General features: G+C 37.5%; 28 protein-coding genes. 12 read left to right on the forward strand and 16 right to left on the reverse strand.

The features are described 5' to 3' along the window. Positions 1-11: 11 nt before the first annotated feature. On the reverse strand, positions 12-1,181 hold the full coding sequence (locus FHR28_RS13725) for an MFS transporter (protein WP_166782882.1): 1,170 nt from the start codon (positions 1,179-1,181) through the stop codon (positions 12-14). Positions 1,182-1,342: 161 nt separating this feature from the next. Continuing rightward, entirely contained in the window at positions 1,343-1,609 is a 267-nt protein-coding gene (locus FHR28_RS13730) for a metal/formaldehyde-sensitive transcriptional repressor (RefSeq protein ID WP_004718949.1), read from the reverse strand. Positions 1,610-1,696: 87 nt separating this feature from the next. Here FHR28_RS13730 and dmeF point away from each other — a divergent pair, with 87 nt between their 5' ends. Together dmeF and FHR28_RS13740 are read left to right on the forward strand one after the other, a co-directional pair. Then, the gene (gene dmeF, locus FHR28_RS13735; RefSeq protein WP_171527366.1) at positions 1,697-2,665 is read left to right on the forward strand and encodes a CDF family Co(II)/Ni(II) efflux transporter DmeF; all 969 of its coding nucleotides are present in this window, start codon (positions 1,697-1,699) and stop codon (positions 2,663-2,665) included. 156 nt (positions 2,666-2,821) lie between these two features. Continuing rightward, positions 2,822-3,523 carry a DsbC family protein gene (locus FHR28_RS13740; protein ID WP_004718953.1) on the forward strand — a complete coding sequence of 234 codons (702 nt, stop codon included), beginning with the start codon at positions 2,822-2,824 and terminating at the stop codon, positions 3,521-3,523. Between the two features lie 68 nt (positions 3,524-3,591). Here FHR28_RS13740 and FHR28_RS13745 read toward each other — a convergent pair whose 3' ends face one another. The 3 genes from FHR28_RS13745 to guaD form a co-directional block, all read right to left on the reverse strand. Further along, a complete protein-coding gene (locus FHR28_RS13745; protein ID WP_004718955.1) occupies positions 3,592-3,843 on the reverse strand; it encodes a GlsB/YeaQ/YmgE family stress response membrane protein in 252 nt (83 codons plus the stop codon). A 198-nt stretch (positions 3,844-4,041) separates the two neighbouring features. Then, positions 4,042-4,569, reverse strand: a complete 528-nt coding sequence (gene hpt / locus FHR28_RS13750) for a hypoxanthine phosphoribosyltransferase (protein ID WP_004718958.1) — start codon at positions 4,567-4,569, stop codon at positions 4,042-4,044. Positions 4,570-4,801: 232 nt separating this feature from the next. Continuing rightward, positions 4,802-6,133, reverse strand: coding sequence for a guanine deaminase (gene guaD, locus FHR28_RS13755; protein WP_166782883.1), 1,332 nt, complete (start codon positions 6,131-6,133; stop codon positions 4,802-4,804). Positions 6,134-6,376: 243 nt separating this feature from the next. Between guaD and FHR28_RS13760 the strand changes: the two genes are divergently transcribed. After that, positions 6,377-6,943 carry a nucleotidyltransferase family protein gene (locus tag FHR28_RS13760; protein WP_166782884.1) on the forward strand — a complete coding sequence of 189 codons (567 nt, stop codon included), beginning with the start codon at positions 6,377-6,379 and terminating at the stop codon, positions 6,941-6,943. 182 nt (positions 6,944-7,125) lie between these two features. Here the strand turns inward: FHR28_RS13760 and FHR28_RS13765 are convergent, their stop codons facing one another. The 3 genes from FHR28_RS13765 to FHR28_RS13775 form a co-directional block, all read right to left on the reverse strand. Next, positions 7,126-8,091, reverse strand: a complete 966-nt coding sequence (locus FHR28_RS13765) for a TerC family protein (RefSeq protein WP_004718969.1) — start codon at positions 8,089-8,091, stop codon at positions 7,126-7,128. Between the two features lie 291 nt (positions 8,092-8,382). Continuing rightward, entirely contained in the window at positions 8,383-8,922 is a 540-nt protein-coding gene (locus tag FHR28_RS13770) for a cysteine hydrolase family protein (protein ID WP_166782885.1), read from the reverse strand. Positions 8,923-9,471: 549 nt separating this feature from the next. Next, positions 9,472-10,689: a sugar transporter gene (locus FHR28_RS13775; RefSeq protein ID WP_166782886.1), complete on the reverse strand. Its 1,218-nt coding sequence runs from the start codon at positions 10,687-10,689 to the stop codon at positions 9,472-9,474. A 172-nt stretch (positions 10,690-10,861) separates the two neighbouring features. Between FHR28_RS13775 and FHR28_RS13780 the strand changes: the two genes are divergently transcribed. The 3 genes from FHR28_RS13780 to FHR28_RS13790 are packed head-to-tail and all read left to right on the forward strand — an operon-like array spanning position 10,862 to position 11,921. Then, entirely contained in the window at positions 10,862-11,149 is a 288-nt protein-coding gene (locus FHR28_RS13780; RefSeq protein ID WP_004718974.1) for a GNAT family N-acetyltransferase, read from the forward strand. A gap of 53 nt (positions 11,150-11,202) precedes the next feature. Beyond that, on the forward strand, positions 11,203-11,487 hold the full coding sequence (locus tag FHR28_RS13785; protein WP_166782887.1) for a GNAT family N-acetyltransferase: 285 nt from the start codon (positions 11,203-11,205) through the stop codon (positions 11,485-11,487). Positions 11,488-11,543: 56 nt separating this feature from the next. Next, complete coding sequence (locus tag FHR28_RS13790) at positions 11,544-11,921, forward strand: hypothetical protein (protein ID WP_166782888.1); 378 nt, start codon at positions 11,544-11,546, stop codon at positions 11,919-11,921. A 45-nt stretch (positions 11,922-11,966) separates the two neighbouring features. Here the strand turns inward: FHR28_RS13790 and mpl are convergent, their stop codons facing one another. Then, entirely contained in the window at positions 11,967-13,334 is a 1,368-nt protein-coding gene (gene mpl / locus FHR28_RS13795) for a UDP-N-acetylmuramate:L-alanyl-gamma-D-glutamyl-meso-diaminopimelate ligase (protein WP_166782889.1), read from the reverse strand. A gap of 224 nt (positions 13,335-13,558) precedes the next feature. Here mpl and FHR28_RS13800 point away from each other — a divergent pair, with 224 nt between their 5' ends. From FHR28_RS13800 to FHR28_RS13820, 5 genes are all read left to right on the forward strand, one after another. After that, positions 13,559-13,945 carry a hypothetical protein gene (locus tag FHR28_RS13800; protein WP_166782890.1) on the forward strand — a complete coding sequence of 129 codons (387 nt, stop codon included), beginning with the start codon at positions 13,559-13,561 and terminating at the stop codon, positions 13,943-13,945. A 54-nt stretch (positions 13,946-13,999) separates the two neighbouring features. Beyond that, positions 14,000-14,344 carry a DMT family protein gene (locus FHR28_RS13805; RefSeq protein ID WP_034613299.1) on the forward strand — a complete coding sequence of 115 codons (345 nt, stop codon included), beginning with the start codon at positions 14,000-14,002 and terminating at the stop codon, positions 14,342-14,344. Between the two features lie 282 nt (positions 14,345-14,626). Beyond that, positions 14,627-15,139, forward strand: a complete 513-nt coding sequence (gene purE, locus FHR28_RS13810; RefSeq protein WP_004718991.1) for a 5-(carboxyamino)imidazole ribonucleotide mutase — start codon at positions 14,627-14,629, stop codon at positions 15,137-15,139. A gap of 16 nt (positions 15,140-15,155) precedes the next feature. Next, positions 15,156-16,277, forward strand: a complete 1,122-nt coding sequence (locus tag FHR28_RS13815; RefSeq protein WP_034613296.1) for a 5-(carboxyamino)imidazole ribonucleotide synthase — start codon at positions 15,156-15,158, stop codon at positions 16,275-16,277. 694 nt (positions 16,278-16,971) lie between these two features. After that, complete coding sequence (locus FHR28_RS13820) at positions 16,972-18,261, forward strand: lytic murein transglycosylase (RefSeq protein WP_166782891.1); 1,290 nt, start codon at positions 16,972-16,974, stop codon at positions 18,259-18,261. A 51-nt stretch (positions 18,262-18,312) separates the two neighbouring features. On the opposite strand, the gene FHR28_RS13825 is transcribed toward FHR28_RS13820, so the two are convergent. Both FHR28_RS13825 and FHR28_RS13830 read right to left on the reverse strand, forming a co-directional pair. After that, positions 18,313-18,696: a hypothetical protein gene (locus FHR28_RS13825; RefSeq protein ID WP_154130490.1), complete on the reverse strand. Its 384-nt coding sequence runs from the start codon at positions 18,694-18,696 to the stop codon at positions 18,313-18,315. A 111-nt stretch (positions 18,697-18,807) separates the two neighbouring features. Continuing rightward, positions 18,808-19,728: a matrixin family metalloprotease gene (locus tag FHR28_RS13830; protein ID WP_154130491.1), complete on the reverse strand. Its 921-nt coding sequence runs from the start codon at positions 19,726-19,728 to the stop codon at positions 18,808-18,810. Positions 19,729-19,880: 152 nt separating this feature from the next. Here FHR28_RS13830 and FHR28_RS13835 point away from each other — a divergent pair, with 152 nt between their 5' ends. Beyond that, on the forward strand, positions 19,881-20,480 hold the full coding sequence (locus FHR28_RS13835; protein ID WP_166782892.1) for a hypothetical protein: 600 nt from the start codon (positions 19,881-19,883) through the stop codon (positions 20,478-20,480). Positions 20,481-20,489: 9 nt separating this feature from the next. Here the strand turns inward: FHR28_RS13835 and FHR28_RS13840 are convergent, their stop codons facing one another. From FHR28_RS13840 to dnaK, 5 genes are all read right to left on the reverse strand, one after another. After that, positions 20,490-21,005 (reverse strand): hypothetical protein, encoded by a 516-nt coding sequence (locus tag FHR28_RS13840; protein WP_056515474.1) that lies wholly within the window; start codon positions 21,003-21,005, stop codon positions 20,490-20,492. A 2-nt stretch (positions 21,006-21,007) separates the two neighbouring features. Beyond that, entirely contained in the window at positions 21,008-21,424 is a 417-nt protein-coding gene (locus tag FHR28_RS13845; protein WP_004719005.1) for a hypothetical protein, read from the reverse strand. A gap of 108 nt (positions 21,425-21,532) precedes the next feature. Continuing rightward, positions 21,533-21,829: a putative quinol monooxygenase gene (locus tag FHR28_RS13850; protein ID WP_004719007.1), complete on the reverse strand. Its 297-nt coding sequence runs from the start codon at positions 21,827-21,829 to the stop codon at positions 21,533-21,535. A gap of 49 nt (positions 21,830-21,878) precedes the next feature. Further along, positions 21,879-22,241 carry a MerR family transcriptional regulator gene (locus tag FHR28_RS13855; RefSeq protein ID WP_004719010.1) on the reverse strand — a complete coding sequence of 121 codons (363 nt, stop codon included), beginning with the start codon at positions 22,239-22,241 and terminating at the stop codon, positions 21,879-21,881. Between the two features lie 89 nt (positions 22,242-22,330). Then, the gene (gene dnaK, locus FHR28_RS13860; protein WP_166782893.1) at positions 22,331-24,268 is read right to left on the reverse strand and encodes a molecular chaperone DnaK; all 1,938 of its coding nucleotides are present in this window, start codon (positions 24,266-24,268) and stop codon (positions 22,331-22,333) included. Positions 24,269-24,287 lie beyond the last annotated feature (19 nt).

A 24,287-nucleotide genomic window follows, 5' to 3' on the forward strand; every position in this document is an offset into this window, starting at 1 on the left:
TAGATATTTGATCAAGCTTTAATTTTTAAATGACTGATCAATAAATAAATACATAAGATACCGATTCCTGCACAAAAGCCTAAAACACCAACCATTAAACCAAAATGATCAGATAAAAAGCCTGCGCTAATGATCGGCACAATGGTGCCAAAATAGGCAATAAACAAATAAGTAGAAACCACAGCTGCCCGATTTTCAACATTGGTCATGTGGTGAATCAATGCAAAAGCACTCAGTAACGTTAAACCATGCCCCATTCCGACCAAAACCACACTCAAAAAGAATAAGAAACTCCAATGCATGGTCATACAGATCGATAAAATAATATAGCTGGAAATCAATAAGACTAAGCCTGTATTCAATGCTTTATGCATATCAAAAGACTTTGCTATAAATTGGACGATCGCAGAAACCATTAAGATACTGGCAATGGTTGCACCACTGACCAATGGTCCATGCCAAGGAATCACATCTCGAATAAAGGAAGGTGCTAATGAAGCAAATAAACTAAATGAGCCAAAAGCACAGAATGCGGTAAAACTGGCGATATAAAACAGTTTTTTAAATTGAGCTTCTGGCAGTTGTAAGTGGGGTGCAATAGAAAATGGCTGCCTTTCAAACCTCATGGTTTTAATCGTAAATAAACTCATCAAACTGATGATTGCTGCAACAATTACGGGTAAATAAGGTGTGACAAGTGGGCGATCAGAAAATTGTGCGATTGCGCCACCAATAAACGGGCCCAGTCCAAAGCCAATCACGGTAATAATTGAACTTAACTGTGCGGCATTCTGCTTATGTGAGTCAGGAATGGTATAAATCAAACCTAACATTGCAGAGGTGCTGATCAACCCAGAGGCAATGCCAATGATAAAGCGGCCAAATCCAAGCAAATAGGTGGTTGATGCAAACACCGACAGTGTTAGGCCAATCACAGCAAACAATAGCCCGATTTGTAAGGTACGAATAAAACCAAAACTATTACTGCTACGTCCTAAAAATAATAATGTGGTTAAACAACCAAACATATAGGCCACGAAAATATAGGTGATCTGGCTTGGGAGTAATTGCCAAAGTTGTTGATAAATTGGATATAAGGGACTAGCGAGCGCCGTACCAATCGTACCAATACATAAGGCTAGGCTGATCATTAAAAATGAACGCCATGATTGTTGATTCATAAATATAAGACTTCAAATGCAAATGTTTTGCAGATAAAAATGCCAAACCTGTTCAATACAAAGTTCGGCATGGAAGGAATTGAGTATGGAAAGATTAAAACTTAATCAGTAAAGGGTCAATGGAAACTTAAACATTCAAGCACAGATGACTGTGAATTGAGTTATGAATAGCGTTTGAGCAGCTTTAAAAATTCTTGTAATTCAGCTTCATCCACGGCTTGAGTGTCTTTAATCACATGCTCGGTTAAATGCTGCTCAATCAATTCATTCATTAAGCCATTCACGGCACCTTTAATTGCTGCAACTTGCTGTAAAACGCTGATACATGAGCTGCTCTGATCAACCAAAGCTTCTTCAATCGCATGAATTTGCCCTTTTAGTCGTTTCACTCGATTGAGGACTTTTTTATCTTGATGTAAATGACTCATAAATTAATCCGCTATTTAACATACTCCCTTATAGTATATTTTAAATTGAAATTATATACTCATGGGGAGTATATAGGATCACGCCTCATGCAATTCAAGACCATTCAGCGAAAGCATAGCCATCAATTTGATCAAGGTAATCCTTTAGCACAAAAGAAAATCTTATGGGCGACCATTTTGACTGGATTGATGATGATTTTTGAGATTGCGGGAGGCTGGATTTTTAATTCCATGGCCTTACTCGCAGATGGTTGGCATATGAGTTCGCATATGCTGGCATTAGGTTTGGCTTATGCTGCTTATCGAGCTGCTCGTTATTATGCGCAGGATTCTCGTTTTAGTTTTGGTACATGGAAAATTGAAATTCTTGCTGGCTATAGCAGTGCAATTCTATTGATGGTGGTGGCCTTATTTATGGCCTTCCAGTCGCTAGTGCGTTTATTCCATCCTGTGCAGATTCATTATAATGAAGCGATTTTGATTGCTATTTTAGGTTTATTGGTCAATTTGGTTTGTGCATGGCTATTACACGATCATGCTGACCATCACCATCACCATCACCATCACCATCATTCACATAGACATAATGACCATCATGGACATGATTTAAATCAAAAAGCTGCGTTTTTACATGTGGTTGCAGATGCACTGACCTCTGTCTTGGCGATTATTGCTCTTTTTGCTGCAAAGTATTTGGGTTGGGACTTTTTGGATGCTGTATTGGGTATTGTTGGGGCAATTTTAGTCGGACGTTGGTCATATGGTTTAATCAAAGAAACGGCGCAAACATTATTAGATGCGGAAATGGATCATCCTGTAGTCGATGAAGTACGTGAAGTGATTGAGCATCTAAATGCTGAAGCAAAAATAACCGATATTCATGTATGGAAAGTCGCTAAAGCCAAATTTTCAGTGATTTTAGCGCTTGAATCCAATGATAAAAATTTAAATGCTGATCAGGTACGCCACGCTTTATCTATTCATAAACAATTGGTGCATATTTCTGTTGAAATCAACAAAACCGCGATGTTTAGTTGGGTTTCACGTGAAACCTGAGCAAGAATAAAGTACAGTTTTTTTAACAGTTCAAGGTACTGTGATCGGTAGAGAACAATTGCGAACAGAGATAAGGATCAATCACAGTTTTTAAACAAGTCAGCTGATGAATTATGCTTTAATGCATCTCAATATTTATTTTGATTTTATCGATTTATGTTAAAGCAATTTATCGCATTGAGCTTAAGTCTGGCTTTTTGTACAGCTGGTTTTGCCAGTGTTGAGACTGTGAAAGCAAAATTAGCACAGCAGTATCCCAATGTAAAAATTAATAACCTGCAAACAACAGAAATGCAGGGTTTATATAGTGGGACCTTGGATAGTCAAATCGTTTATGTCAATGAGGATGCCCAGCATTTATTTATTGGTTCAATGATTCGTTTGAAAGATCAGCATAATTTAACCAAAGATTTAGCAGTTAAAGAAAATACGATAGATTTTAAAGCATTACCTTTGAATGATGCTGTAAAAACAGTTAGGGGGAATGGTAAGCGTCAGCTTGCAATCTTTTCTGACCCAAATTGCCCATATTGCAAGACGCTTGAAGGGAATTTAGCCAAGCTCAATGATGTGACAATTTATACATTTATCTATTCCATCAAAGCGCAATCAATTTTGCCATCTAAGCAAGTATGGTGTTCTGCAAATAAAGAATATGCATGGAAAAATTTGATTCAAAATGGGATTAAACCGACAGCACCAGCAAATTGTGCAACGCCAATCGAGCGTAATTTGGAATTGGGTAAAAAATTAGGTTTGCATGGAACACCAGCAATTATTTTCTCAAATGGTTATAAGGTGATGGGTGCCTACCCTGCCGAAGAAATTGAGAAAATATGGAAAAATTTTGGATTATAAACAGCGCTTAGAAGCTGATAGCGTAAAAAAGCACCCATCGAGGGTGCTTTTTATATTGAGGAGAAAATTTAAGTACGTTTGGCAATCATGTTATAGATAAAGAGTACCACTATTGCACCAATGACTGAGGCAATAAATCCAGCTGATGCACCTTTTGGATATAGGCCGAGTAATTGACCACCATAGGTTGCAACCAATGAACCTACAATACCGAGTGCTGTTGTTACAATGAAGCCAGCTTTATCATCACCTGGGTGAATTGCACGTGCAATCAAACCTGCAATAAAACCAATCACAATTGCACTAATCAGTGACATCATAATCTTTCTCCTTTTTCTTTATTTTGTCGTGAGTTACTGCATCGAATTAGTTTAATAATCAAATATTCTCTAGGGAAGTAAAAGCGCTTATTTGCTACAAGTTGTTGCATTTTTGTTCACTACAACAGCTAAAAAAATAAAAAAAGCGACCGAAGTCGCTTAACTCATTTTAGTTAAAATGATGTGATGAGGTCTCAATTAAAGACCAATTTCTCCAATAAATGGAATATGACGATATTTTTGATCATAGTCTAAGCCATAGCCCACAATGAATTTATCTTCAACTTCAAAGCCAAGAAATTTCACATCTAAATCGATTTCACGGCGAGACGGTTTGCTGACTAAAGTACACAGCTCGATCGAGTTGGGATGACGTGTACTTAAAATTTCCAATACTTTGCTTAAGGTATTGCCAGAGTCAATAATATCTTCCACGACTAAGATATCCTTACCGCGAATTTCGCCGTCTAAATCTTTGAGGATTCTGACATCACGAGAAGATGTTGTACTGCCACCATAGCTTGAAACGGTCATAAAATCGAGTTCATGAGTCTTACTGATTGCACGACATAAATCAGCCATAAAAATCACTGAACCACGCAATAAACCAATTAAGACAAGCTCTTTATCGCTATTGGCATAATGCGCATCAATTTTTTTACCAAGTTCCTGAACTTTTGCATGAATTTCTTCAGCAGAAATCATCACTTTCATTTCAATAGTCATGGGAAATACCTAAAAACCTAAACATCAAATTCTAAAATTAAAAAAGGTGTTGACTAGCAACACCCTAAAAGATGACATAATTTTAAAACATATCAGATCAAGATGCATCTTTTTTGACATTTGAAAATGTAAATGTCCTAATTTAAACCGAAATGATCAATGTGCATCACGTTTTAAAACGAATGCACAGATTACAAAAACTGTACCAATCAAAATCAGTTTTTTCTTTGATTTACGCGGTTTTTGTTGGGTTTTGCTCATAGGCTTTTTGTCCATAAATATAGGTGGCTTGAATATTGCGATCATCCCCCATGGTAAATAAGGCAAATAATGCATCGTCTATGTTTTTAGCACGTTCCTGACGCAGTTGTTGTAGCGCCGTTGCTTTTAAATCTAGAACAACAAAATCGGCTTCTTTACCGATATTGAAATTGCCCAATTGCGCATCCAAATGTAACGCTTTCGCTCCACCAAGCGTTGCATGATAAAGTGATTCCATCGCCGAAAGTTTATCACCTTGGAGTTGTTGCACTTTGTAGGCTTCATTGAGGGTTTGTAATTGGCAAAAGGCTGTTCCTGCACCAATATCTGTTCCTAAGCCGACTTTGACCTGTTTTTCCCAGGATTTTTTTAATGGGAATAAACCACTTCCCAAAAATAAGTTTGATGTCGGGCAAAATGCAATTGCTGAATCAGTTGCATGCATGCAATCCCATTCATGCTCTTCTAAATGAACACAATGTGCAAAAACAGAACGCTCTCCTGTTAAACCATAGTGGTGATAGACATCCAGATAACCTTTCTGCTCTGGGAATAAGTCTTTGACCCATGCAATTTCATTTTTATTTTCACTGAGATGGGTATGCACATATACCGTTGGATACTCTGCTTTTAACTGCCCTGCTTTTGCCAATTGCTCAGGTGTAGAGGTTGGAGCAAAACGCGGAGTAATGGCATATAGGTTACGACCTTTACCATGCCATTTTTCAATCAGTGCTTTAGAGTCAAGATATGCGCTTTCAGCAGTGTCTGTCAGTGCTTCAGGTGCATGACGATCCATCATGACTTTACCTGCAATTAAACGCATCTGATGCTGTTCTGCCACTTCAAATAAGGCATCGACTGATTGGGGATGTACCGTACAAAAAACCAGTGCTGTTGTGGTGCCATTTTTAAGTAATTCTTGGACAAAAAACTGTGCGATTTTGTCGGCATAGTTTTTATCTGCAAACTGAATTTCTGTTGGAAAAGTATAGGTATTTAACCATTCTAAAAGTTGTTCACCATATGCACCCACCATTTCTGTTTGTGGAAAATGAATATGGGTGTCAATAAAACCAGGCACAATCAGTTGTTCTGGGTAGTGATCAATTTGAATATCATCTGTCAGGTGAGACTGTGCATCTTCCCAAGGGCCAAACCATGTGATTTTGCCTTGCTCTGTGATCAGTAAACCATCTTCGATATAACGAACTTGATCTAATATTTGAGTTGCTTGAGAAACGGTATTTTTAATATCAAGAAAACGCCCACGAACCGCTGTTTTCTGTACAACACAAGACATGTAGAACCTGCAATTTATCCTTTTTTCGATTGATTGTACCTGAAATTTGTATCAGGTGCTGTATGCAGTTTTGCGCGAAAGCATTCTAAAAAATTGAATAACGTTATTTTTTATTGTTTTAGCGCAGGGAAATTTTTATCGAAATATAACTAAAATTAGTGGCTAAAGGCATATTCTATATTGTGAGTTTATCTTTATAGCAACAATCGCTACAGTCTTGGAAAATGGTGAAATAAGACAACAATGGACAATACTAAACAGTTAAAACAGATCATCTATTCATATCCTGAATTGATGCTTCGGTTACAGTATTTGCGAGATATTCATGCACATGCATACTTGAGTGCAGGTGTAATTCGTAACTTGGTATGGTCTATTTTACATCATCAGAGTTATGGATTTGATCAGATTGAAATCGATGTCATTTTCTATGATTTAAATGATCAACAAGGCCTTAAAGAACAACATTTGACTGAATTGTTAAAGCAAAAATTTCCTAATAATGAATGGGATGTGGTCAATCAAGCCTATGTGCATTTGTGGTATAAAACAGATGATGCAAACTCTATCCCTCAATACCAATCCTTATTCGATGCTTTATCCGTATGGGTTGAAACGGCAACCGCAATTGCAGTACGTTTACTTGAAAATGATGATATCGAAATTATTGCGCCGTTTGGGCTAAATGATTTGTTTGAATTAAAATTGAGATGGAATAAACGTTTGGTCAGTTATCCAGTTTTTTTAGCACGGATTCAGGCTAAAAAGTTTTTGACCAGATGGAAAAAGCTGGTTGTTGTGGATGATTAGGGGATCAGATTTAAATAAATCAAACCATAGTGAAGATCATACTCCAAGACAACAGATGGCTATTACAACAGATGACTAGGCTGATGGATAAAGATTTCATTTCAATACTGTCCATATAATTTAAATCGTTGAGTATTATTGAGCATAAAAAAGCCTTCCAATTGGAAGGCTTGATCTAGTGTTTATAAGGTTGTTTCATGGTGCTTTTTGCTATGGCGAATAGAGAGCCAAGCGGTAATTGCCAAGACAATCACAATGAAACCTAACGAAATCCAAATCGGCATATGGAAGACATCCAGCATTAACATTTTAAAGCCAATGAAGACTAAGATGATGCCTAGGCCATAAGGCAAGTAATGCATTTTAGACGCGGCACCCGACAATAAGAAAAACATTGCACGTAGACCTAAGATCGCCATTAAATTCGCAGTTAATACAATAAATGGATCACTGGTCACCGCAAAAATCGCTGGAATAGAATCGACCGCGAAAATTACATCTGAAGCTTCGACTAAAATTAAGACTAGGAATAACGGGGTTGCCCACAACACACCATTTTGACGAACAAAGAATTGAGCACCTTCTAATTTTGGGGTGATTCGCATATGTTTACGTAGCCACTTTAGAATAGCCATATCTTCGATATTGGTTTCTTCTTCATCCTGTCCTTTAAGGAATTTATAGCCTGTATAAACCAAGAAAGCACCAAAGAGATAAAGCACCCAAGAGAATTCTTGAACGAACCATGCGCCAATAAAAATAAAGATGGTACGTAAAATAATTGCACCTAATACACCATAGAGCAGAATTTTACGTTGTAAGCCTTGTGGAATCGCAAATGCAGCAAAGATCATCAACCAGACAAAGACATTGTCGATCGCTAATGATTTTTCAAGTAGATAACCTGCAAAGTATTCCATGACTTTGCTATTGGCAATTGAAACACCCGCGGTTTGTTGTAGATATAGCCATAAACCACCACCAAATAACGCTGCAACACTGACCCATGCAATGCTCCAGTAGGCAGCAGTTTTAATTTTGACTTCTTGCCCTTCTTTTTGTTTAAAGCCTAAAAAGTCGATCAGTAGCATGACAATAACAATAGCGAAGAACGCTAGATACAGCCATGGATTGCCAATAGTTTCCATAAAACTCTCCGAATCTGGCAATCAGGCATAAAAAAACCTTGACCTGTTGCCAGATGATTAAACATCTGTGTCAACATGATCAAGGTCTTGCCTACATTTGAGTTATGTACATCAATCTCAAATGCTCAGATACCGGCTTTTTTCAAAGCGTAATGACGATATTCTGATAAAGGAGGCTACTCCCCTTGTTCAATATACTGTGTAAGAAATCTTTCATTTCTTAATATCTAGTGAGAATCGCATATTTATTAAAAATGTGCAAATTTTGAATGTATTTTTATGTAGTTTATTTTATGTACAAAATTCAGCGCTGGTTTTTAGTGCAACAAAAGCTTGATTGAGCGTTGAATTATGATGCTGAATAATACGGTCAGCATTGAGAACCTTTGAATCTATTGTGCTGTGCGCATCTGAAATTAATGTCACTTTATAATTTAAGTCTTTTGCTGCACGGCTTGTGCTATCGATACAAAATTCAGTTTTTAAACCACAGATGATCACTTCTTCAACATTTAAAGATTCTAGTTGTTGTGATAAATCTGTTTGGAAAAAGCAATTTGGCCGTGTTTTTTCTAAGATGTAATCTGTATTGGGATCAATATTTAATTCAGCAATGAGTTGAGTCATTGGACTATTTGGTGCGAGTCCTGTGCCAGCTAAACCAACATGACGTATCGCAAAAATCGGAATGTGTTTAACACGCGCATATTCAATGAGCTGATTGACGTTTTTCAACAATTGATTAGCTTGAAATGGAGGATGCTGTGCATGAAATAGGCCATTTTGTAGATCAATAACGAGTAAGGCTTGTTTATTGTGATACTCAGACATGAGTTTCTCCGTAAATATTGACCAAATCGCGGAGCAAAAAATAACCCCGCTCATTGGCAGGGTTGGTTTCTACATTTTATTTTAATGTATACGTCCACACTGCCGATGCAGTGTGGTGGTTAATAATTTAAATAAAATGATTGGTTGCATTGATGATCATTGTTTTATCAAAGTAATTTAATTAAGTTAAAGTTTTTAACTCAGCATGTCACTTTAAAACTTGTAAAAAGATATTTAGGGTCTGTTGGCATTTCATAAATGGCTTGCGTTGTAGGTTAAAATTGAGCAGGCAAGGCATTAAACGAAGAGAATAGTGGGTCTATTTTCGAGTTTCATAACGAAGGCTGAGATAATTTTAACCACAACCCTGAGCAAGAACAAAGCACTGCTTTGTTTGCAGCGCAAGGCGCAGCGGGGGACTAGTGTGTTTTTTGCCGCTACGTGTTACCTTGCGAAACGATGTTTCTCATTATTTAGAATGACTAAATTTCGTATTTCGCGCCTAGTATCGCCTAAAAAACACACGTAGTCGCAAACGTAGACGAATTGTCAACAGACCCTATTTTTTTGAATAAAATCTTTACGTTGTACAAGCACTAAAGCTAACAGGGTCCCAAGAACAGCGATTATACCGCCAACGATGCCGATATGATTGAGCCCATAACTGGTGGTCACTAGGCCACCAAGCAAAGCGCCGCCACCAATACCCACATTATAGAGCCCTGAATAAATCGCCATTGCGACATCAGTGGCATCAGAAGCTAAAGCTAAGGTTTTGGCTTGTTGAGCTAAGCTAAAGCAAATAATCGCCATGCCCCAAAATAAACTCAGTAGACTAAAACTGGTAAAATCAGTACTCAGTGAAGTCAACAATAACATCGAAACAGCCAATATCGCACTACTTAACGGTATCGGAAGTTTTGGATATTTTTTGGCAAATTTACCGAATAAATAAGAGCCAAAGAAACCCGCTGCGCCATAGATTAATAATAAGGTTGTGGTCTGTGTCGAGCTAAAATGCGCAACATTCAAAGCAAAAGGTTCGATATAACTGTATGCGGTAAATTGCGCGGTAATCACAATAATGGTTAGAGCAAAAACAATCATCAGGCTTGGGCGTTTTAAAAATACCTTTAAACTACTCAGAGAGCCTGAATTGACGCTCGGTAAGCGTGGCAATGTATTGGCTAAGATGACGCAAACTATAGCCGCACCAATTGCAATTAAAGCGAAAGTATTACGCCAACCATAAGATTCACCAATCATTCGTCCAAATGGAATACCTAAAACCATCGCCAATGCTGTACCTGTGGCCAATAGCCCCAAAGCTTGAAACTCCTTACCTTTGGGTGCGACTCGTACTGCCAGTGATGCAGTGATTGACCAAAATAAAGCATGAGAAAATGCGATACCAATTCGACTGATCAGGAGTACATCGAAACTCCATGCAAAATAAGATAATGCATGACTGGCCACAAAAACCATAAATAGAATGATCAGTAAAAAGCGCCGTTCAATATTTTTGGTTAGTAACATGATCGGCAATGAAATGGGTGCAACAACCCATGCATATAGAGTAATCATGATACCAACATCAGTTGCAGGCATCGCAAAGCTTTTTCCAATGTCACTCAGTAAAGCCACAGGAACGAATTCTGTGGTATTGAAAATAAATGCTGCGAAAGCAAGGCTAATCACACTGATCCATTGCTGGGATTCGCTGGGGGCAGATTGTGGTGCTGGAGTTTGGGGAGATAAGGCAGACATGGTCAATATTAAAAGAGGTTAGCGCTAAATTTTAGGCTGAATTGTGGATAAAGTTAAGCTAAGTTTGTTGTATAAAAAATAGAACTGTCAGACAAAATTTAACAATAATTCAAATATAGTTATGGCATTTTGAATAGGCCTATAAATTTAAACGTATATAAGAGTAAATAAAATGTTAGAAATCAGACATAAAGATGATGGTAAAAAAGGTGAATTTTATATTGGTGAAGAAGGTCACCATTTGGCTGAAATGGCATACACATGGGCGGGTGAAAATATGTTGATTATTGACCATACAGTTGTAGAAGATGAATTGCGTGGTCAAAGTGTAGGTCGGAAATTATTAGATCAAGTTGTAGAGATGGCTCGCTCAAAGAATGTGAAAATTATTCCACTCTGCCCTTTTTCAAAATCAGTGTTTGATAAAGATCAATCGATTCATGATGTTTTGAAATCTTAAGTTTGCTTTGCTACAGTGGAATTGTGTTATAGAACATCCATGAGAAAGAATATATGCAATTCCAACATGTAGATAATCAACAAAAAGGTGAATTTTACTTCGATAATGAGCAAGGTAAGCGAATTGCTGAGATCAGTTATTTATGGCATGGTGAGCATCAGATCATTGCGAACCATACTTGGGTAGATGACTCCTTGCGTGGTCAAGGAATTGCGCGTCAGTTGTTAGATACTTTGGTTGAATTTGCACGTAAAAAACAGCTTAAAATTGTACCAACTTGTTCCTATGTCGAAGTCATGTTTAGACGGGATAAAAGTTTTGTTGATGTGAAAGCTTAGCTTTATTGTGTACCCAATGCTCATTGGGTCATTCAGATTCGGTTAGAAGATTAAATATGTTTAAAAAAATGATAATCACTGTATTGTTATTGAGCAGTTCATCGTTCAGTTTAGCAATGAGTTGTTTTGAATTAAATTTGCAAAGCTATAAAAAAGAGCAAGAAATACAGCCACGTTGGGAGTTGTTAGGCAAATCTAAACATCGTATTTATTTTTATTCAGCACCCAAAAACATCTGTAAGATGAATGATACTTTTGTGCTTCAAAATGATAATGTCACGGCTTATTCAATCTATAAAGACAGAAAAAAACAAGACTGGGTTTATGTGATATTTAATGATCCAAATCAAAATATAGAAGATGATCTAGTCGAAGGCTGGGTCAAGCTTAAGGATTTTAAATTTATTGAAAAGACACCCTCAGTAAATCAATAAAGAAAACCCACAAAATTTTGTGGGTTTTCTACACTTTATTTCGACTTATTTTGCTTTTAATGCTGCAATCAATTTTTGATGTAATCCACCAAAACCACCATTTGACATAATCACCACAGCATCTCCCTCACCTGCTTGTGTAACAACGGTACTGATAATGTCATCCAGTGTACGAGCCACAACGGCTTTATTGGTTGCAGCGTCAATGACAGGCTGTAAATCCCAGTCCAAACCTTCAGGTTGATACCACATCACTTCATCTGCAAGACGTGCAGAATGTGCCAAGCCATCTTTATGACTGCCCATACGCATGGTGTTTGAACGAGGTTCAATAATCGCCCAAAGCTTACGTTCACCTAAACGTTTACGTGCACCTTCAAGTGTTGTATCAATCGCAGTTGGGTGGTGGGCAAAGTCATCATATACTTCAATACCATTTACCGTATCAAGTAATTCCATTCGACGTTTCACCCCACCAAAATTCGATAAGGCTTCACATGCTATTTCAATTGAAACACCGACATGTTCAGCAGCTGCAATGGTTGCTAAAGCATTGGCAACACTGTGTTGCCCTGTCATATTCCACTTCACTTCACCTTTTATTATGCCGTGTTGAAGCACTTTAAAATGTGAACCATCCGTAGAAAGCTGTTCAGCATAAACTTCAGCGCTGTTATTGGCGTCAAGTGAAGTGCGTACGACAGGTGTCCAACAACCCATTTGCAACACTTCATCGATATTGGTTTCAGTGATTGGGGCAATAATACGACCTTCACTTGGAATAGTACGGACCAAATGATGGAATTGTTTTTGAATCGCTGCTAGATCATCAAAAATATCGGCATGGTCAAATTCAAGATTATTTAAAATCGCAGTTTTTGGATGATAATGTACGAACTTAGAACGTTTATCAAAAAAAGCAGAGTCATATTCATCTGCTTCTACACAGAAATATTTTCCACCACCTAAACGTGCGCTTTCACTAAAGCCTAAAGGTACACCACCAATTAAAAAGCCAGGATTTAAACCTGCTTGATCCAGTACCCAAGCCAGCATTGTTGTTGTGGTGGTTTTACCATGGGTACCTGCAACACCAAGCACATGTTTGCCTTGTAATACATGGTCAGCAAGGAATTGTGGTCCTGAAATATATGCTAAACCTTCATTGAGCATATATTCCACTGCATCTATACCTCGCTTCATTGCATTGCCTACAATGACAAGATCTGGATGTGGCTGTAAATGACTACGGTCATAGCCTTGCATTAAGGTAATGCCAGCATTTTCGAGTTGGGTCGACATCGGTGGATAAACGTTCGCATCTGAACCGGTGACCTTATGTCCTAAATCACGCGCCAATAGCGCCAATGAACCCATAAAGGTGCCGCAAATACCCAAAATATGCAGATGCATTCGTGTTAACTCCAGTGCTTTTATAGACACATCACTTTGTTGTTGTGGTGTAGCCGTTTCATTTGATTTGAAAGCAACGATAGCAAGGGTTAAGGCGAAAAGATAGTTTTTCTTGTTACGATTTTAAAGGTGGGTTTTTATTGAAAATAATGAACTCTCACTTGGTATTTTTATTCTTCTATCAATGCTAATATCGATTGAACACTCTGAATTATCTATTAAAAATGGATATACATGATTTTATCTTTCTGCTGATTAAAAATATCACTTATTTTATTTTTTTGATTATTGTTTCTGCTTTGATAGCAGGCATTGCAAAAATAATATCCATACCTTTAATGGTCGCAGCTGTAATTTTAATCTTCTTCCAATATTTTGCGTTCATTTGGATGGGATACCTCAATACAAAAGACTCAAAAGATCACAAATTAAAAAATGGATTAATTTTTCATCTCATTTGGGTTGCTTTAATTGGTATATTGAGTTCATTTTATGATGATCAATCGCTATTGAAACAAGTATTCGATACTGTATTGTTGTTTGGTACTTTGGAAATAGGCTCGCTCATTTATTATTTCAAAAAACGTAAAAAAATTGCCTTAGCGCTTTAATGTTCAGACATTGAATGTTCAAAAATATATCTTGATAATTTAATTGGTATCAATATGGCTTTATCTCTCCCCCTTTTATTACTAATTATCTCCAACTGTTTTATGACCTTGGCTTGGTATGGGCATTTAAAATTCTTACATGATGCACCACTGTGGCAAGCGATCTTGTTTGGTTGGATCATTGCCTTACTTGAATATAGCTTTATGATTCCCGCAACACGTTTATTGGCGCAACATGGTTGGTCGTTGGGGCAAATGAAAATCACCCAAGAAGTGGTGACACTGTTGGTGTTTGTTCCATTTATGATTTTCTTGTTTAAACAACCATTTAAATTAGATTATTTATGGGCGGGTTTATGTTTAATGGGCTGCGTGTTTTTTGTGTTTAGAAGCCAGTAAATGAGTTGCCATGGTGTGAATTAACAAGGATTTTACTCAGACAGCATATTCATCTCATGTCCCTATCTTCAGCAATTTTCCTGCTGTTTATGAGTTCGAGATCATAATTATTCTCAAGTTAAACGGCTTTTAGGCTGCTCCTTTAAAAAAAATTGACTTCCTACGTCTGTTAAATTTTCGTGAGATGAAAAATCAGTCTATAATAGCGAGCTTCTTGATATTCATTTAAACACTGATCACCAGTATTTAAACTTCCTTACATTCGTTTATGGAATATATGCAATGAATGCGGCCGCTGTACAAGACGCTCCTCTCGTTGGAATTATTATGGGTTCTCAATCAGACTGGGCAACTCTCGAAAACACTGCCAATATGCTGAAACAGCTTGGTGTTCCTTTTGAAGCCGAAGTAGTTTCTGCGCATCGTACGCCAGACCGCTTATTTGAATATGCTGAAACAGCACGTGAACGTGGTATTCAGGTGATTATTGCTGGTGCTGGTGGTGCAGCACATTTACCAGGAATGTGCGCAGCAAAAACAGATTTGCCTGTGCTGGGTGTTCCTGTGAAATCTTCAATTTTAAATGGCGTTGATTCTTTGTTGTCTATTGTACAAATGCCTGCAGGTATTGCAGTTGGCACTTTGGCAATTGGCCCTGCGGGTGCAACCAATGCTGCAATCATGGCTGCTCAAATTTTAGGTTTAACTCGCCCTGAAATTGCAAAAAATGTTGCAGATTTCCGTGCCGCTCAAACCGATAAAGTGGCAAGTAAAAATATTCCGGGTCAAGCTTAAAAACGGGACACAGGTTATGAATAAAACCATCGGTATCTTTGGTGGTGGTCAACTCGGCCGTATGATGGCGCAAGCTGCGCTCCCATTAAATATCCAATGCACATTTTTTGAAGCTGATGCTGATTGTCCATCTGCAATATTGGGACAAGTTTTTAGCACCAAAGCTGAAAATGGGTTACAAGATTTTATTGCCAGTGCAGATGTTTTTAGTCTGGAATTTGAAAATACGCCATTGATTGATGTTGATGTATTAACCAAGCAAAAAGATCTGTATCCGCCACGCCAAGCTTTAGCAATCGCACAACATCGCCTTTCTGAAAAAGCTTTATTTGATGAGCTGGAAATTCCTGTTGCGCCGTATAAAGCAGTCGATTCATTGGAGACGCTTAAGCTTGCAGTAAGCGAATTAGGCTTACCAATCGTACTTAAAACTGCGACAGGTGGTTATGATGGTAAAGGTCAATTTGTACTACGTTCAGTGGATCAAATTGATCAGGCATGGGCTGAGTTGGGGCCAGCAGGATCATTAATCGCTGAAAGTTTTGTGATTTTTTCTCGTGAAGTGTCAATTATTGCAGTGCGTGGTATTGATGGTGATGTAAAAACTTGGCCTTTGGCTGAAAATCATCATCACAATGGTATTCTCTCGCATTCAATAGTTCCTGCTCCAAACAGTGCTGATTTACAGCCCGTTGCGCAGGAATACATCACACGTTTGTTAAACCATTTGAACTATGTTGGTGTGTTAACACTTGAATTGTTTGTGACTGAAAAAGGCTTATATGCCAATGAGATGGCACCACGTGTGCATAACTCTGGGCATTGGTCAATTGAAGGCGCAGTATGTTCGCAATTTGAAAATCACATTCGCGCAGTGGCAGGTTTACCACTCGGTTCAACCGAAGTGGTTCGACCAACAGTGATGGTAAATATCATTGGGCAACACCCTAAATCCGAAGATGTTTTAGCGTTAAAAGGTGCACATTTACACCTTTACAATAAAACAGAACGTGAAGGTCGTAAAATTGGTCATATCACCCTGATGCCAAATGATGCTGCTGAATTAACGACTTTATGTCGTCAATTGGCGAAGATTTTACCGAATCCATTGTCATTAAGCGAAGATATGAACATTTAAGCTCGATTTTGTATGTAAAAAAAGCGGTCAAACTATTGCCCGCTTTTTTCTACTCTGCTGTTCTGTATCATGATGCTCCCCCTATTTTATCGCTAAGCAATGACCCAAAAATGGATCATTTTCTGGGGCTATAAAAACAAGAATGATGAAAAAACAGCTTCAATAAACAGAAAAACAAGCATCTATTTTTAAATTCAAAGTTCAAATTTAAAGGGTTTAGAACATTTGAATTCAAAAGTATTAACAGCAAAACCCAAAAAGTTATCCACTTTGAATTTAAATTAACTTGAGGGTGTTTTTTGAATTTAAAACTTTAAATTTAAACTTTTGATTGCTCGAAGTGAAAATAACGACTGTGGATAAGTTTTGACTCACCAATCCAAAATCCAAATTGTGGATAAAAATAAACACTTAAGCGAGTTTTGATGGGATTGAGTGGAATTTTAAATTTAAATCTAAGGTTGCTAAAATAATGATGTTTTTGAATTCAAATTTGTGTGAAAGTTTTGAATTTAAAAAATGATAAGTTTACTGGGGTGTGGATAACTATATTTAAATTCAAAACAGTGAACTGGGAATTATGAATTTAAAATCAAACAATGAATTCAAAATTTACGTTTTTACATCTGTCATTTTATTCACAGACTGCTATGGTATTCACATAATTTAAATTTAAAACCATTTTGTGGATATTATGCGTCATTTAACTTTGATTTGTGGATCTGTTTTGTTGGCAGCATCGCATGCCAATGCTGAATTAATCATTAACGGTCAGGCTGTATCTAGCTCACCAATCACAACAACACCGAATACAAGCTATACACCCAATTCTAATTTTCAAAGCTGTATTGCAAATTTACGTTCGCAAGCGATCAGTTCAGGTGTTAGTGGCACAACCTTTGATCGTTATACGCAAAATCTAACGCCTGATTATTCGGTCATCAGCAAACTGGATTATCAACCTGAGTTTTCAACACCGATTTGGGATTATCTTTCAGGTTTGGTCGATGAAGAGCGGGTAGAGAAAGGCCGTCAAATGCTGGCTCAGCATCGTGAAGTTTTAAACCGTGTCTCAGCAGCTTACGGCGTTCCAGCAGAAACGGTTGTTGCTGTTTGGGGCGTGGAAAGTAATTTTGGTGACATTTCAGGAAAATATCCTTTATTACAAGCGTTGGGAACTTTAAGTTGTGAAGGGCGTCGACAAGGTTATTTTCGAGGTGAATTCTTTGCCACAATGCGTATTTTACAACGAGGTGATTTACGCGAAGAACAGTTAAAAGGTTCATGGGCAGGGGCATTTGGTCATACTCAATTTATGCCTTCAACGTATGAAGAGTTGGCCGTAGATTTTGATGGTGATGGTCGACGTGACTTGGTTTCAAGTACTTCGGATGCTTTGGCATCAACAGCAAACTTTTTGAAAAAACGTGGCTGGCAAACGGGAATGCCGTGGGGCTTTGAAGTAAAAATCCCAACTGGTGCCTCTGTAGGTGGTGAAAGTCGTCGTAATAAAAAATCGTTGAGCACTTGGGTAAATCGTGGTTTTACTCGTGTTGACGGTACTCCAATCATTCAAGGCAATTTATCGGAAGGCGCTCAGGCTGGTTTAATGATGCCTGCGGGTGCAAATGGTCCAGTATTCTTGGTGTTTAAAAACTTTGATGCAATTTATTCGTACAATGCTGCGGAAAGTTATGCACTGGCAATTGCACATTTGTCTGATCGTTTACAAGGCAAGGGCGGTTTTCAAACCGCATGGCCAACTGACGATGCAGGAACATCTCGTACAGAACGCCGAGAAATTCAAAATTATTTATTGAAAAAAGGCTATGCGATTGGCGATGCAGATGGTTTGATTGGCGATAAAACGCGTCAGGCTATTCAGCAAGAGCAAGTGAAGTTAGGATTGAGTCCAACAGGGCGAGCAGGGCAACAGATTTTAAAAGCTTTTAGAAATGAAGCGGCAAAGAATATGATGCAATAAACGTTTGATCTCATTTAAAAGGTCTGCATAAGCAGACCTTTTTTATGTGGATTATTCAATTGCGAAAGGATCAATTTTGACCGCTTCTAGGACATCTAAAATGACTGCAGTAACATCCTGCGTATGATCACGATCATTAAAGATTTCATAGGCTGTAATGGTTACATCGGTATCGCTAGGTAACTGTTTTTGTTCTTCTTCAATTAAATGCTGAATCGGCAATAAGGTCTGTTTAATTTCAAGGTGTAGAACATCTTTAAACTCGACATTGTCGTCTTCTAGTTCAATGATTTGTTCGTTGAAATAAGGCAGCAGAATTGAATGGAGATAAGGTTGAAGTTCAGTAATATCAAAAATTTCAATATCACGAGTTTGCTCAATCGTGCTGATATGATCATTTACTTCTAAAATAATATGATAATAGCTCACAGTCATCTCCTCAATTTATTGCTTCAGGGATTCACAATAACATGATTTTGCATAAAACTGATTTAAATACATAAATAAATTATGGATTTAAAATTGATAATCATCGCTAAATTTTGCTTATCGTTGTCTTGAGTTTAGCATGGCTAAATCCGCTGTGGTTAATCTAAAATTTTTCAAATCTTGTTCTTTCATCATTGGGTACATGAGTGCTTTAGGATCATTATTGTGTGCTAAACCCAAAGCATGCCCAAGTTCATGTGCAATCGTGACACGCAAGTCTGCATCCGAAGCAAATTCATAGATATTAATGGTTTTACCATCGAATACGCCTTTATCAAATTGGCGTGGTTGGAAACGGCTATTAAAGTGATCCACAGATTGATTGTATTGTTGATTGACAGCGTTGAGCTGTCCAACTTGACGGTTTAATTCATAGACTTTTTGATTATAAATATCTAACTGTTGTTTGAGTTGGTTCTGCTCGATGATCAGTTGATTTTTCTGCTGATCTAACTGCAATCTCGCTGAGGCATCTAAATTTTGATGGGATTGATTAAGGGTGTTGATCAACTGATTATACTGGTCAACTTTACTTTGATAATTGGTTTTTTGCAGATCCAATTCATCATTGGTACGATCTAATTCAGCGTGAAGTTGCTGAATTTTTTGTTTTTCACTTTGTGTATATTGTTGAGTATTTTGCAAAATACGCAACTCTTGGTTTCTGGCGCTAGATTCCGCTTGGCGTTCATCATAAATTAAGTTAATCGTCAGTTTGGCATGATCATCATAAACAAAGAGACTTTTCATGGTTCCTAAATGCCAAATATCGGTAGCTTGTTGTGCCAAATTTTGTACTTGCTGTTTACTGACATGAAAACGCGGATCTATTTCGCCAATACGATAACGTAAACGGGTATCTAAAGGATGCGTGATACGATCAATGGCAGAATTATGATTCAATTGCGGATACATCATGCGTTGTATCGCAAAATAAGCAGTAAAGGCAATTACACAGAGTAGAATCCAAAAACGCATGATTGATTTAAAAATAATTGTTGTAGTGGATAATTTATCTGAAAATATAAGAATCGCAAATGCTTAAGCAAGTAAAGCTTGCGTGATCAATACAAATATTGATTTCAATTGATGATGTTTTTAGCAGTCAGCTTTAGGTGGAAAGCAGTAATATGAATGGAACGCTGATTTTAGGCTGGATTTCTCTAATCCTTGGTATCGCTTTTTTGATAAGGGCTTTCTACAGTCTATTTCTTATATTTCGATCACGTTTAGTGCTGGACTTAGCCTTAAATCAAAAAATTAAAAATTTTAAAATCAGCAAAAAGGGTGGCTATGCAATTTGGCAAGAGGGTCCATTATTTAAACTTGCACCTATGCTATTGATTCATCCACAAATCACCAACACAGATCTTCAGCAGATTGTGAAGCTATCACCAAGTATTGCAAGAGCAAGTAAAAATGGTTTTTCTCGTGCTTCAATGCTAATGTTTTATTGTGAGTTGGATGTTGGACACTATTATTTAGAGGTACTCGACGGTTCGTCATTAAATCCTATCGAAGATAAAATTTCTCAGGCGATCACCGATCATTTATCCATTCAAAAACAACCTGACAGTCTATACAATTTACAGATACGTGAAAGCCTGAGCAAAAAGCAAAGAATCATCATGATCATTTGCATATTTGCAGGATTATTTTTGTTGATGAAAGGATTATTTACCATCATAACGCTGAGTTTGGGCATCGCGATGGAAGGTTCATTCACATAATCAGTTGATTTAAACGTTAAACAGGACTTGGATATCAATAAATAAGAGAATAAAAGCAAAAACACTGAGTAATCGATTCATCCAAACAGATCTTTTTAAATATTCAGGGCTGATATATAAAGCTTTGAATTGTAAAGGATGCAACATGATATAGCTGATTTTCTGTTTAAATACCGGAGTGACAGATTGTTGTTGTTGCTTTAAAACCACTTGGCGCAGAATAAAAGCATTTAGCCACCAGAGTATAAACAGAATGAGTAAAATAATGCTGATACTCAATGTCAAACGAATCCAAACATTCTGTTCAAAATAGGCAATTTCAGTATAGAAATGGCTCATCAATACAATGCTGACCAGTAACATGGTGCGATAAAAAGTTTGCCGTGTAAATTCAAGGTGCAGAGGATGATTGAGCTTTTGTTTATCCGCTTTACTCACGATTTTCCCTGCAAAAAATGCAAAACCATGACATAGAATCTCTAAAAAGAGATATAAGCCAATGCTGATGGCAAGCGTTTTATACATGATTAATCATGTTCAAAAATAGGTCGATATAGTGATGGAGTCACTAAAATCATCAATAGAATTCCAGAACAAACAAAGGCCAGATCGTTAAAAATAGCTGCATAACTGGTCATGTAAATCCAGTGCATAAAGGGCATAAAATAAATCAGAAATATTGGGAAAAATGTATAGAGATAAGCTTTTCTTGCCCATTCTTTTTTTAAACATAAACCAAAAGTGATGATGAGGATGATTAAACCTGCAATCGACATCACTCCCAATTCCCAAGCTTGCGGGTCTTGGTAAAGTGTTTTATCCAGAAGTTCTAACTCGGGTTCAGTACTGTATATATCGATGACTGCTGCAATGATAGGCAATATAAATTGCGCTATGATCAAGCTGTAATACACAGTATTGGATACAGCAGGAGAGTTTTTCATCATTTGACTCATTATTATTGTGATAATTAAGATAAAAGATTTAGTGAAGATTGGCAATTGATCAATAAGAAAAACCACTCAATGACTTGAGTGATTTTTCGAGCTTTTTTATAGCACAATATCACTGACGAAATGTTGCACCACTTCGGTTAAATCTTTGGAAAGGTAGTGTTGTGTATAGGGCTGTTTAAAATGGGCATGGTAAGCCTGTTCCGAGTCGAAGCGTTCCCAAAGTAGTAAACGAGTTGGCTCTTGTTGGCATTGATGCATTTGAAATAAGCTACATCCCGGTTCTTGTTGAAGAGTGAGCTTACATAATGCTTGTAGGGCTTCACGGGTTTCTAAGATTCTGTCTTTATCTTTAATTTTTAATTCTGCGGTGATGTAAAAACCTGAACTTAACATTGCCTACTCCTAACTCAAATTGTGAGTCAAAAATATTAACTGCTCGAGTTCACTCTAGCTCAAGCATTTTTTGTGCATATACTTCAATTTTATAGTCCACAATACTTTGTTCTTGCTTGAGTCTTTGAATTTCTTGTTTTAATTGAACGGAATGGGCTATAAGAAGAGCTTGTCTTTGTTTTAAGGTTTGCTCTCCTTGTAGTCGAAATTGGGCAAAATCTTGCATTTTTTCTAGAGGCATGCCTGTTGATTTTAAGCGTTTTACCCATTCAAGCCATTCCAGATCAAGTTTGGTATATACACGTCGCCCAGATTGATTACGATGGATATTTTTCAGCAAGCCTATTTGTTCATAATAACGCAAGGTATGGATAGAGAGTCCAGTTTTTTTAGAGATATCAGAGATAAACAAAAGTGACTCCATAGCTTTACGGATAAAAATAGATCATATAAAAAAACCGCTCAATCTCTTGAGCGGTTTTTTAAGATTAAAGTGACAAATTATTTTTTGTCATCTTTAACTTCAGTGAATTCAGCATCTACAACGCCATCATCAGCTTTTTGCTGTTGTTGGCCTGCATCACCACCGAATTGGTTAGGATCGAAGCCTTCAGCGCCGCCTTGAGCTGCTTCATAAGCACGTTGAGTGATCGGCATAATGATGTTTTGTAAAGCTTCAGTTTTAGCTTTAATTGCATCAACATCATTTTCTTTTGCAGTCACTTCTAACTCAGAAACTGCTGCTTCAATTGCAGTTTTTTCATCAGCAGTGACTTGTTCGCCAAGATCTTTCACAGCTTTGTTTGCAGAAGCAACTAAAGCATCAGCTTCGTTACGTGCTTTTGCAAGCTCTTCAAACTTACGATCTTCTTCAGCATTTGCTTCAGCATCTTTGATCATTGCTTCGATTTCAGCATCAGACAAACCAGAGTTTGCTTTGATCTGGATCGATTGTTCTTTACCAGTGCTCTTGTCTTTTGCTGATACTTTTAAAATACCATCAGCATTGATGTCGAACGATACTTCAATTTGTGGCACACCACGTGGCGCAGGTGGAATGTCGCCTAATTGGAAGTTACCCAACAATTTGTTTTGTTGAGCCATTTTACGCTCACCTTGGTAAACTGAAATATCTACCGCTGGTTGGTTATCTGCTGCTGTAGAAAACACTTGAGATTTCTTCGCAGGAATCGTGGTGTTTTTCTCAATAATTGCAGTTAATACGCCACCCATGGTTTCGATACCAAGTGTTAATGGTGTTACGTCAAGTAAAAGTACGTCAGTTTTGTCACCAGACAATACCGCACCTTGAATTGCAGCACCAATTGCAACAGCTTCATCCGGGTTCACATCTTTACGAGGTTCTTTACCAAAGAACTCTTGTACTTTCTGTTGAACCATTGGCATACGTGATTGACCACCAACCAAGATCACGTCAGAGATGTCAGAAGTCGAAAGACCTGCATCTTTAAGTGCGATACGGCAAGGCTCAATTGTACGCGCAACTAAATCAGCAACTAAACCTTCTAGTTTGGCACGTGTTACATTCATCACTAAGTGTTTAGGACCAGTTGCATCCGCAGTGATGTATGGCAAGTTAATTTCAGTCGAATTAGATGAAGAAAGCTCAATTTTAGCTTTTTCAGCTGCTTCTTTTAAACGTTGTAATGCAAGTGGATCTTGTTTCAAGTTGAAGTTTTGCTCTTTCTTGAACTCTTCAACCAAATAGTCGATCAATGCATTATCAAAGTCTTCACCACCAAGGAATGTATCACCATTGGTTGACAATACTTCGATTTGTTGGTCGCCATCTAAGTCAGCGATTTCAATGATTGATACGTCAAATGTACCACCACCTAAGTCATATACAGCAACTTTACGGTCGCCTTCTTTTTTGTCCATACCGAACGCAAGTGCAGCAGCAGTTGGTTCGTTAATGATACGTTTAACTTCTAGACCAGCAATTCGACCAGCATCTTTTGTTGCTTGACGTTGTGCATCATTGAAGTAAGCAGGAACTGTAATAACAGCTTCTGTTACTGTTTCACCTAAATAATCTTCCGCAGTTTTTTTCATTTTTTTCAAAATTTCTGCAGAGATCTGTTGCGGCGCAAGTTTTTTGTCGTTTACTTCAACCCAAGCATCACCATTATCAGCTTTGATGATTTTGAATGGTGCAATACCGATATCTTTTTGTACTGCTTGGTCTTGATACTTACGACCAATTAAACGCTTGATTGCGAATAATGTATTCTTAGGGTTGGTCACTGCTTGACGTTTAGCAGATTGACCCACAAGAATTTCGCCATCTTTATATGCAACGATAGAAGGTGTTGTACGGGTACCTTCAGCATTTTCAATCACTTTAACTTTATCGCCTTCAAGTACAGCAACACATGAATTCGTTGTACCTAAGTCAATACCAATAATTTTAGCCATAAATCAAATTCCTCTAAAT

This window comes from Acinetobacter sp. BIGb0196, assembly GCF_011759595.1.
Taxonomy (GTDB): domain Bacteria; phylum Pseudomonadota; class Gammaproteobacteria; order Pseudomonadales; family Moraxellaceae; genus Acinetobacter; species Acinetobacter guillouiae.